Source organism: Streptomyces sp. NPDC008238 (assembly GCF_042956445.1).
Taxonomy (GTDB): domain Bacteria; phylum Actinomycetota; class Actinomycetes; order Streptomycetales; family Streptomycetaceae; genus Actinacidiphila.
The window spans coordinates 51,355-61,450 of sequence record NZ_JBIBGK010000038.1 but is presented as its reverse complement, the minus strand read 5'-3'; the positions used below and the strand labels follow the sequence as shown (position 1 = coordinate 61,450).

Genomic DNA, 10,096 nt, shown 5'->3' with positions numbered 1-10,096 from the left:
ACCGGCAACGACACCAACTGACACGACAAACGAGAACGCACGATGGCCCACGATTGAGCCGCTCAGACTGGCCTCACATTAGGCCGCTGCCGACAGTATGCGCCCGTCTGGTCGTCGCCACGTAGCCGGACGGGCTGCTGGGGGCTACGGGCTTTGCTCCGTGCGAGCGGGGATCAGGAGGTTCCAGCCGATGCCGGAGCAGGTTTCCGGAACGGGCGGGAAGGTGTGGCCCTGCACGTTGGTGCTTGTGACGGTGAAGCGGTGGCCTTGGCCGCAGGTGCATTCGTAGATGCCGCTGACGGGAACTTTCTCGCCGGGGCGGTGCATGCGGGTCATTGCATCCATGATGACCTCCTCCAAGGACCGGGTGATCAAGTGCGTCAGTCGGGGGCCTCTTGTTCCTGCTTTAGATCTTCCTGCTTGCGCTCGCGGGTTTTGCGCTGTTCGGCGTCTTGGGTCGTGTATTCCTCTTGCGGGGGTACGGCCTCGTTCTCGGCCACGTCTTCACCTAGTGGCGACTTCTTCTCGTGTTCGTTCCCACTCGGCTTCATCGCTTCTCCTTTTGCATGCACATGAGCGGCGCCGGAGCCGCAGGGCCCGCCCGGCCGGTCGGTGCCCGCATGGCCGGGCGGGCAGTCGGCGCGCCTTACGGGCGGTCCTTCGCGTGGGCAGAGATCAACAGGTTCCAGCCGATGCCGGAGCAGTCTTTCGGGACCGGGGGAAAGGCGTGGCCCTGTACGTCTGTGCTGGCGAAGCGGTGGCCGTTGCCGCAGGTGCATTCGTAGATACCGCTGTCGGGGACCGCCGTGCCCGGGAGGTGGGTGCGGGTCTGCTCGCTCATGGCGGTCTCCTTGAAGACCGGGGCTCGGTGGCCCCGGTCCGTACAACCCCGACGGGCAAGCCGTCGGGGAGCCGCCGTGGGGTGGGCAACGACGTACGGCGACTCCGTAAAGGCGCCTTACCGCAGGTCTACCCCTGAAACCGTACAGAGGGTATCAATCAGGACTAATCCGGCTCCGGCGGGGCGACGATTCGCATGTGGCAGCGGACCGTGCCGTCGGGCAGGTCGTTGCGGTAACTGCCCCCTTCCGTGGCTCGAGCTTGGACCAGGCCCGCACGCGCGCCACCTGGTCGACGGGACCGGTGTCGACCGCGGTGGGGTCCGGCGAGGAAGACGTCTTCCTCGATCGGGTTCATGGCTGATCAACGCCTGGCTGGGGTCGAGGCGGCTCTTGCCCACTCGAAGGGGTGTCGAGGATCAAGGCCGGATCAAGGCGTGTCCTGGTGCCGATTGCGCTGTTGATCACGAGCATGAACACACTTCCCGATGACTCACCGGCCTCGCTCCATCCACGCGTGGTCTTCGTCGAACTACGGGGGCCCGCGCAAGAGGTTGCGAAGGTACAGGCGTGGATCGAGGAACGCGCCCTGTACTGCGACGCCGCAACCGTCGGCGTATTCGGTGACCAGACCACGTGCCACATCAACGTTGTCGTCGATCAGGAGTAGGCAACGCTGCACCGGAGACAAGGGGCCGCGCGTCGGCATATGCACCGCCGAGCGACCCCTCGCCCTCACGCTCGGCACTGGCCACGATCACCGGTTGGGACTCCCATTCGACGAGTTCACTCGAAACCAAGAAGAACAACTTTTCTGCAGCGATACGGCCATTCGAAACTTGCGCATTCTTTTGTCAAAGCTGTCCGAGGCCGGCATCAGGCAGATAGTCACTCGCACGGATCCCTGCTAGCTTCCGATTGGGTGTCGCTGTCCAGGCCCCGAACCTGGTCAGTTCGTTCTGCTGGGGGGAGCACCGGATGGCGTCGATCCTCATTTTTGCAGCCGGGGCGGCGCTGCTGATCTATAGTGCCGAGAAATTGATCACTTACCTCGTTGGCGCTGCGCGCGGCCTGGCGATCTCGCTCTTCTTGCTGGCTATCCTGTTCACCGGGATCGAGTTCGATGACCTCGCTTTCGGTATGGTCCTCAACCTTGAGGGCCTCGAGGATGTTGCTCTCGGCGTCGTTTTCGGGACCGTCATCTCGATGACGGGCCTGGTGCTCGCGATTGCCGCCCTTGTTGCGCCCTCCCGGGTGGAGATCCCGAAGGACTACATCGTGTTGTTCGCGCTCGCCCCCCTGATCCTGATCGGGCCGGCGCTGCTCGGCGAGCTGGGGTCCGTCTCGGCGATCGTTCTCATCCTGCTGTTCGTGCTGTTCGTCGCCTATATCGCCTACCGCGAGTCCCGTCGGGCGGTGCCGACGTTCCGGAGCGAGGAAGTGCTCGAAGCAGTCGACAGTCCCGAGCTCGTGGGCGTCGCCGCTGGGAAGGCAGGCGGTGGAGAGGGGGCAGGCGGCCAGAGCGTTGGCGCCGGTGACCTCTACAAGACAGGCGACGTCGCCGCGGCAACGTCGGACAAACGGTCCGGGTGGACGTTGCTCCTGCTGGCAATTCTCGCGCTGATCGGTCTCGTCGTCGGCGCCTGGGCCATGTCAGAGGGAACCGAGGGCCTCCTGGAAGAGTTCACGTTCAGCGGCACTGTCTTCGGGGCGACGATCGCGACGCTGGTGCTCTCCTTGGAGGACCTCTTCCTGACCGCGGAGCCGGCCCGGCGGGGCGCGCCTGCGATCGGCGTCGGCAACATCATCGGAAGTGTTGTGTTCTCGGTGACCGCGAAAGTGGGCATCGTGGCCCTGGCCGGTGGAGCGCTCGTGATCACCCCGGAGATTTTCAGCTGGCACCTGCCGGCCCTCGTGACAATCAACGGGTTCGCCGCATACGCACTTCTTACCGGGCACTTGAAGCGCTGGCACGGCGTGGTACTACTGGTGGGCTATATGACCTATTGGGCCATCAGCTTCTCCGCCTTCGGATTGGTTCCCGTCGACGATGCGCCAGGCTCCGACGACGCTGGGCGGCGCCCGGGTATCGAGGCCCCGATGGTCCCGGGCGCGCTCACACCCAGGCCAGTCGCTGCTCCGCTGTGACGGCCTTGTTGAGTAGCCGCTTGCGCTGCTGGCTCGGCCAAGGCCTCGTGATCCGGTATCCGCCTGGCTCTCATCACCCGGTTGGCAATGCGGCCACCGGGATTGATCACGCGGGGTGCTGGTAGCGTTACTTTAGGTGCCCGCATTGATTGGGTGGCGGGACTTCGCAGATACACCCGGGCGTCACTGCCGGCCTGGTCCCCGGACAGGTTCCGCCCGGACAAGCCACCTGGAGATTTCCGAGATGACCACTTCCGTGCAGCTCGACCGCATCCACGAGCGTTTCAACGGCTGGGACGTCGACGGTGATGGTCACATCGACCGGTCAGACTGCGACGCCGAGTCCAAGCGCATCCTGCGGGCCTTCGGCGAAGCTCCCGCGTCCCCGAGGGCGCGCGCGCTGACCGATGCCTACCTGGGCATGTGGCACTTCTTCGCCGACAAGGCCGGGATTGACCAGGACAACGGTCAGCTGACCCCTCAACAATTCAACGACATCGTTGAGGAGCACGTACTGAGGAACGGCGGCGAGGGCTTCGACAAGGTCGTCAGGCCTGCAATCCAGGCGTTGGTCAAGCTGGCGGACGAGGACGCCGACGACCAGATCAGCCCGGCGGAGTTCAAAACGTGGCTGGACGCCGTCGAAGTCGACAGCATCGAACCGGCCGAGGCGTTCCGTCAGATTCACGCCAACGGTGACGGGGAGCTCTCCATTGACGAGCTGGTCCAGGCCGTCCGCGCCTACCACCTGGGCGAAATTGACGTCCCGCTTCTCGGGCGCTGAACGGCCACCAGATGGGCCAGAGCGGGGGAAGGCGCCGCACTCCGAGACTGGTCCACTTGCCCACGGGCATGAGCCCCTCCGCGGCGGGGCCCCCACCGCCCAGCCCACAGGCGGTGGGGGCCTGACACATTTCCCGGGCAGTCCCGCGGGCGCGTGAGGGGGGTGCCGTGCGGGACCGCACCTCCAGGATGCGCGCGAAAGCGAGCTGCCGCGCCGGTGTGGTTCCATCCGACGGGGTTTCGATGGCGGAAGTGAGGTAAGGCGACTGGCCGGAGCCGCCTGCCCCTGCCTCCTCCCAAAGCGTGGCCAGGGGGACGCTTTCGAAGCTACCTCGCATAAGCCGATCATCCCTGTCTCGGGCTCGCACGACGAGCCCCTCCCAGGCTTCGTGCGGAAAGCCTCACAGCTTGGCGCCCAGCAGACTGAGCACCTTCATCCTTACCTGGTTGAGCACTTCGACGAGTACGCCGACACCTACCCCCGGCCGTCCTCGCACCGATGCTGGGCCTCCACACCAACACCGTCGAAAAGTGGCGCCACCGCGCCGCTACCGACTGAACCGCCTACCTCGAAGCTCGCCAGGCAAGCCGCTCACCACACTGACTGCCGACCTCCGCCGCGGCGCCACTGATGTCACAGCTCTGAGGCATCGATCCAGCAAATCGTCGCCACCAAATCTGAAGTCTTGCCGGTTGCTTCGGCCGCCAACACAGCCCAGTTCCGGCAGCCAGCAGCACGCCGTGGGCGCGGCGGGCGGTCCCTGTCTTCCGCACGGCGCCAGCGCACCCAGCTCCTTCACCGCCATAGCCCACGCTGCTGCCCGCATCCCTGCCGGCGCAACGCGACTGAATCGGCACTCCACAACATTGCGCGTGTGAACCGCCTTGCCGGGCGCTGTCCGCCTGGCCAGCGCGGGTGAGGGAACCGGTTATGGGTCCGACCAGCTCCCTCGGAGGCGGTGCGGGCGATACCCCGTTTGCGCTGCCAGGTGCGAATGGCACGTGAGCTCCGGCCAAAGCGGCCGTTCCAACTGGTAGCGAGCCCTTGTGCCTCCGTCTCACTCGGCTATCTCCGTCCCCGGCGGGACCTCCGCTCACGCACTCGGATACATCCACGGGCCGAGCACACCAACCCGCTCCGTTTGCACCCCTACGGTGACAGTCGCAACGTGGAAGAACGGGCCTGTCCGCTCCACTGGGCGGGACCGCGACGATGATGATGAGAAAAGGGGCTTCCGCCGCTCGTGAGTTGAGCGGCGGAGGCCTCCGCCCTCACGGCCCGCTCGACGTACCTCCCACGCCACATCTGTACGGCGAGGTCGACTCGTGCCATGCCAGGGCCGGCTCTGGTAGGTGGCTGCTCCCGTTGTGTAGCCGCTACCCTTGCGTCGCATTCTGGAAGTGCGGCCTCGTCCGGCGCCACGGGCGAGGTCGCCGACCGGACGCTGCACCGCCACGGGCTCCCATCGGCTGTGGACGCCCGTAGCCGGGACGGTTCCGGGCAAGCAGTCGTCTGTTTGTAAGCGATCGTGCACGCATGGCAGCGGGATAGAGCTGGTTAGCTAAACAGGTGGTTTTTGCCCGCGCATGGCGGTTGATACTGACCACCGGGCAACAGAGAGTGACCCCCGGCAGGAATGATCAAAGGGGGGCGTTGGGACTTGGCGGGGTACCGCTTCACGTCAGCCCGCATCGTGCGCGTCGGCCCGATCACCGCGCACGCGGTCCTGAACGACTGGACTCGCGGGCAGATCCGTCCCCGTGCCCACGCTCTCGCAGATCAGCGGACTGCTGCCGCAGCACGGTCAGGCGACGTTGCCGGGCCTTGGGCATGGCCGTCAAGAAGGCTTCGACGTCGTGGACGTCGGTCAGGGCCCAGTCCCGCTTGTTGCACGTGCCGGTCAGGAAGCGGGCAAGACCGCGGACGATGGCCAGAGCCGCTTCGATGGTGCTGTCGGTGCGAGGCAGGGTGCCGAGCACAGCAGGTCAGTCCAGTGGGCGTTCACGATGCCGGCCTGTCGGACGCGATGACGACGCTGCGGTCCTCAGGGTAGGGGTAGTAGACGGTGGTCTCAGCGGCCTCCGGGTGCTCGCCGGACAGCAGGATCTCCAGGGCGCTGCGCGCCTCGTCCAGCGCCCGCAGGGCGGCACCCACCTTCTTGTGGGGTACACCCTTGGGTCCACTACTCGGGTACACCCTGTCGAGTTGCACAGCCAAGCACCCCTTCCGGAACGACACCCGCCGGTCGCCTTGGCGGTGACCGTGGACGGCACCCGCGACATCCTCGGTCGGTGGGCTGGCGACGGCGGCGAGGGGTCGTCGAGGGTGGACCGCCGGGGACGGCCAGCCGAAGTGGGGCCGGCTTGAGCAACAGCCGGAGACCTGTCCGTTCAGGGCCCGGCGAGCGTCGGCGGTGGAGCAGGCGGTATCGCCGAAGGCGTCCACCGGCTCTGTTCGTCGGCTCACAGGCGAAGCAGATCTGGGCTTTCGTGATGCTCGGTCACACCGTGGGGGCACTGCGGGTGCCGCCGCCCGCGGCGGCGGCACCCTTTTGGCGGGGCGGTCAGCCGTTGCCGTGGTCGCCGGCGGGCAGTGCGTTCTTCCGGATCACGTCGGCATACCAGTGGGCGCTCGCCTTCGGGATGCGGCGCTGGGTCGCGTAGTCGACGTAGACCGTGCCGAAACGCTTGGAGTAACCGTAGGACCACTCGAAGTTGTCCAGGAGGGACCACAGGAAGTAGCCGCGTACGTCCGCGCCATCGGCGATGGCCTGGCGCACCGCGTCCAGGTGTGCGTGGAGGTAGGCGATCCGCTGAGGATCGTTGACAACGCCTTCGGGCGAGACGTAGTCGTCGAAGGCGGCACCGTTCTCGGTCACCATCAGCGGCAGTTCGGGGTGCGACGCGGCCAGATCGGTGAGCAGGGTGTGCAGTCCGCTGGGGTCGATAGCCCAGTTCATCGCCGTCAGGTTGTCGTTGGCGAGGTGGAAGGCGATGTGCTCGGAGCCGGTCCACGGCGAGTGGTCGCTCGCGCCGTGGCCGTCGTTCTTGGTGGTGCCGGCGCCATCGGTGGGCAGCGAGACCACCGTCGGGGAGTAGTAGTTGACGCCAAGCACGTCGATCGGGCGGGAGATCTCCGCCAGGTCGCCGTCATGGACCAGGCTGTCCCAGTCAACGAGGTGCCGGGTGTCCTGGCGCAGGTCCTCGGGGTAGGCGCCGTCGAGGATCGGGGCGGTGAAGATTCGGTTTCCGACGGCGTCGATGCGGCGCGCGGCCTCGACGTCGCCGGCGCTGTCGGTCAGGGGGCGTACCTGGTGCAGGTTGAGCGTGATCGAGGTCTGCGCGGACGCCGGCAGGGCGGCGCGCAGTGCCCCGACCGCCAGGCCGTGGGCGAGGTTGAGGTGGTGGGCTGCGCGCAAGGTGGCGGCCGCTTCGGTGCGTCCGGGCGCGTGCACGCCGGAGCCGTAGCCGAGGAATGCCGAGCACCACGGCTCGTTGAGGGTGGTCCAGACACCGACCCGGTCACCGAGGGCGCGGGCCATGATGTTCGCGTACTCGGCGAAGCGGTAGGCGGTGTCGCGGTGCGGCCAGCCGCCCGCGTCCTCCAGCTCCTGGGGCAGGTCCCAGTGGTAAAGGGTGGCGACGGGGGTGATGCCCGCCTCCAGCAGTTCGTCGGTGAGCCGGCGGTAGAAGTCCAGACCTCGCTCCACGGCGGGGCCGCGGCCGGTGGGCTGGACGCGCGGCCAGGAGATGGAGAAGCGGTAGGCCTGGAGGCCGAGGTCCTTCATCAGCGCGACGTCGTCGCGGTAGCGGTGGTAGTGATCAGCGGCGATGTCCCCCGTGTCGCCGTTGCGGACCTTCCCCTTGGTGTGACTGAAGGTGTCCCAGATAGAGGCGGTCCGGCCGTCCTCGGCGGCGGCTCCCTCGACCTGGTAGGCGGCGGTGGCGGCTCCCCAGATGAAGCCTTGCGGGAAGGAGGTGGCCGGGGCCAGCCGGGGGCTTGCCTCGGGTCGTACGGCGGTCATGGTGAGAACGCTCCCAAAATTCGGGTGAACGAGCCGGACAGCGGGTGTCCGGCCCTGGGGGAAGTGCAGATGCGAAGGGGAGGGTGAGTCGTCGCCTGATACGGCCGCCTGCCAGGCGGCCGTACGAGCGGCGGCCGGAGCGAGCACACGGGCTGCAGGCAGGGCCGAGCCCGGCTGAGTGGGTGTCAGCCCTTCACGGCGCCCGCCATGATGCCTCCCACGATCTGCTTACCGAAGATCACGAACACCAGGAGCAACGGCAGGGTGCTGATCAGGGCACCGGCCATGACGATGCTCTGGTCGGGGGTGTAGGAGGCGCTGAGCTGGCCGAGGGCCACCTGGATGGTGGGGTTTTGCTGGTTCAGGGCAAGGAAGGGCCAGAAGAAGTCGTTCCACGCCTGGACGAAGGTGAGCATGCCCAGCACCATCATCGCGGGCCGCGCCACAGGCAGGACCACGCTCCAGACGATCCTCAGGTTGTTCGCGCCGTCCACCTTGGCGGCTTCGACCAGCTCGTACGGCAGGGCCTCGATGAGGTACTGGCGCATGAAGAAGACGCCGAAGGCGCCGACGAGGGTCGGGAAGATCACCGACTCGAGCTTTCCGCCCCAGCCGATGTCCGACATCATCATGAAGAGCGGGACGACGCTGAGCTGCGGCGGGATGGTCAGAGTGGCGATGACCGCCGTCATGAAGAAGCCGCGCCCGCGAAAACGCATCTTGGCGAAGGCGTAGCCGGCGAGCGTGCAGAAGAACAGGGTCGCGATCGTGATGCAGCCGGAGACGATGATGCTGTTGACGATCGCCTTGCCCAGGTTCGCCTGTTCCCAGGCGGCCTGGAGGTTGGTCCAGAGGCGGCCGCCCGGCACAAGCGGCGGCGGAGTGTCCAGGACCCGCTGCTGATCATGCGAGGCGGCCACCAGGGTCCAGTACAAGGGGAAGATCGACGCCAGGCCGACGATGACGAGGGCCGCGTAGGTCAGCGGGCCGGCCTTGAGTTGCTGGCCGGCGCCGAGCTTGAGGCGGCCCTTGCCCTTGCCCTGGGCTTGGGGCAGGCCTGCCGGAGCGAGATTCGGTGCGGCGCTGGTGGGACTGGTCGTGGTCATCGCATTCGCTCCCGTCAGGCCGCGTTCTTGTGCAAGAGCCGGCCGACGATCCAGTTGATCAGGGCTATGAGCAGCAGCAGGACGAGCATCGCCCAAGCCACGGCAGCGGCAGGGCCCAAGTGCCCCAGCTTCCAGCCGTAGTTGAAGAGATAGACGCTTAGCGTCTCGTACTGGTGCTCGCTGCCGCCGATGGAACCCAGGGTTCCCCCTTGCAGCAGCAGCGGCTCACCGAAGAGCTGCATCGAGCCGATGGTGGAGATGACGATCGTGAACAGGATCGTCGGCCGCAGCGAGGGGATGGTCACCTTGCGGAACTGCTGCCACCTGGACGCGCCGTCGATCGCCGCCGCCTCGAACAGGTCGGCCGGCACCGCCTGCATGGCCGCGAGGTAAATCAGCGTGTTGTAGCCGGTCCAACGCCAGATCACGATCACCGAAATGGCGATCTTGGAGGTCCACTGGCCATTGCCCCAGTCGATGTTGCCAACGCCGACGAAGTGCAGCACCCAGTTGAGCAGACCGCCGTCGGCCCGGAAGACCAGGGCGAACACCAGGGCCGCGGTCGCGACCGAGGTCGCGTACGGAGTGAGGATGACGGTCCGCCACACAGTGCTGGCGCGCAGCTTGTAGTTCAGAAGGTGGGCAAGGCCCAGCGCGACGAGCAACTGGGGAACGGTGGAGATGACACCGATCACGAAGGTGTTGCTGACAGCCGTCCAGAACTCGGAGTCTTGGAGGATCTTGGCGAAGTTGTCCCAGCCCACCCACTCGGACTGGCCGAGGCTGGTCATCTCCACCCGGTGCAGGGCGATCCACCCGGTGTACAGCAGGGGGTAGAGCCCAAAGGCGCCGAAGATCAGGAAAAACGGTGCGATGTACGCGTAAGGGGAAGCCAGGTCGTCGAAGCGCCACAGCCGGCTGCGCCACGCCTGCCTGCTCTTGGACGCGGCGCCGGAGCCGCCGGGCGGCGGACTGTAGGAGTCCGGGGTGGAGGTCGTAGTTGCCACGGGAGGAGGTCCTTGTCTGGGGTTCGGCCGGGGTCGTACGGGACCGAAGTCGCATCCTTGGGCCGGGCGCCGGTCCCCTCATCCCCACCAAGGGGGTCGGTACGGTACCGAGCGCGGCGCGGCCGGCACGGCGCCGGGGCCGCGCGGCGCCCTCGCCCTCACGGACCCGGGTGCCCCGCCGCCGCGGC

General features: G+C 67.0%; 10 protein-coding genes. 3 read left to right on the top strand and 7 right to left on the bottom strand.

From position 1 onward, the window contains the following. Nucleotides 1–144: 144 nt before the first annotated feature. Both ACFZAU_RS38585 and ACFZAU_RS38580 read right to left on the bottom strand, forming a co-directional pair. Entirely contained in the window at nt 145–345 is a 201-nt protein-coding gene (locus tag ACFZAU_RS38585) for a hypothetical protein (protein ID WP_500556096.1), read from the bottom strand. 301 nt (nt 346–646) lie between these two features. Further along, nucleotides 647–841 (bottom strand): hypothetical protein, encoded by a 195-nt coding sequence (locus ACFZAU_RS38580; protein ID WP_500556095.1) that lies wholly within the window; start codon nt 839–841, stop codon nt 647–649. A 443-nt stretch (nt 842–1,284) separates the two neighbouring features. Between ACFZAU_RS38580 and ACFZAU_RS38575 the strand changes: the two genes are divergently transcribed. The 3 genes from ACFZAU_RS38575 to ACFZAU_RS38565 all read left to right on the top strand — a co-directional run bounded on the left by ACFZAU_RS38575 (nt 1,285) and on the right by ACFZAU_RS38565 (nt 3,771). Further along, nucleotides 1,285–1,509 carry a hypothetical protein gene (locus tag ACFZAU_RS38575; protein WP_500556094.1) on the top strand — a complete coding sequence of 75 codons (225 nt, stop codon included), beginning with the start codon at nt 1,285–1,287 and terminating at the stop codon, nt 1,507–1,509. A gap of 308 nt (nt 1,510–1,817) precedes the next feature. Then, nucleotides 1,818–2,987 (top strand): sodium:calcium antiporter, encoded by a 1,170-nt coding sequence (locus ACFZAU_RS38570; RefSeq protein ID WP_500556093.1) that lies wholly within the window; start codon nt 1,818–1,820, stop codon nt 2,985–2,987. Between the two features lie 244 nt (nt 2,988–3,231). Beyond that, nucleotides 3,232–3,771: an EF-hand domain-containing protein gene (locus ACFZAU_RS38565; RefSeq protein ID WP_500556092.1), complete on the top strand. Its 540-nt coding sequence runs from the start codon at nt 3,232–3,234 to the stop codon at nt 3,769–3,771. Between the two features lie 1,709 nt (nt 3,772–5,480). On the opposite strand, the gene ACFZAU_RS38560 is transcribed toward ACFZAU_RS38565, so the two are convergent. From ACFZAU_RS38560 to ACFZAU_RS38540, 5 genes are all read right to left on the bottom strand, one after another. Then, complete coding sequence (locus tag ACFZAU_RS38560; RefSeq protein ID WP_500556091.1) at nt 5,481–5,750, bottom strand: hypothetical protein; 270 nt, start codon at nt 5,748–5,750, stop codon at nt 5,481–5,483. 22 nt (nt 5,751–5,772) lie between these two features. Further along, entirely contained in the window at nt 5,773–5,925 is a 153-nt protein-coding gene (locus ACFZAU_RS38555; RefSeq protein WP_500556090.1) for a hypothetical protein, read from the bottom strand. Nucleotides 5,926–6,334: 409 nt separating this feature from the next. Next, entirely contained in the window at nt 6,335–7,795 is a 1,461-nt protein-coding gene (locus ACFZAU_RS38550; RefSeq protein WP_500556089.1) for a GH1 family beta-glucosidase, read from the bottom strand. Between the two features lie 185 nt (nt 7,796–7,980). After that, complete coding sequence (locus ACFZAU_RS38545; protein ID WP_500556088.1) at nt 7,981–8,901, bottom strand: carbohydrate ABC transporter permease; 921 nt, start codon at nt 8,899–8,901, stop codon at nt 7,981–7,983. A gap of 14 nt (nt 8,902–8,915) precedes the next feature. Next, complete coding sequence (locus tag ACFZAU_RS38540; RefSeq protein ID WP_500556087.1) at nt 8,916–9,908, bottom strand: carbohydrate ABC transporter permease; 993 nt, start codon at nt 9,906–9,908, stop codon at nt 8,916–8,918. Nucleotides 9,909–10,096 lie beyond the last annotated feature (188 nt).

What these genes read in the sequence shown, in the direction of transcription:
- ACFZAU_RS38585 (WP_500556096.1), bottom strand. Translation starts at nt 345, where the DNA reads ATGGATGCAATGACCCGCATGCACCGCCCCGGCGAGAAAGTTCCCGTC.
- ACFZAU_RS38580 (WP_500556095.1), bottom strand. Translation starts at nt 841, where the DNA reads ATGAGCGAGCAGACCCGCACCCACCTCCCGGGCACGGCGGTCCCCGAC.
- ACFZAU_RS38570 (WP_500556093.1), top strand. Translation starts at nt 1,818, where the DNA reads ATGGCGTCGATCCTCATTTTTGCAGCCGGGGCGGCGCTGCTGATCTAT.
- ACFZAU_RS38565 (WP_500556092.1), top strand. Translation starts at nt 3,232, where the DNA reads ATGACCACTTCCGTGCAGCTCGACCGCATCCACGAGCGTTTCAACGGC.
- ACFZAU_RS38550 (WP_500556089.1), bottom strand. Translation starts at nt 7,795, where the DNA reads ATGACCGCCGTACGACCCGAGGCAAGCCCCCGGCTGGCCCCGGCCACC.
- ACFZAU_RS38545 (WP_500556088.1), bottom strand. Translation starts at nt 8,901, where the DNA reads ATGACCACGACCAGTCCCACCAGCGCCGCACCGAATCTCGCTCCGGCA.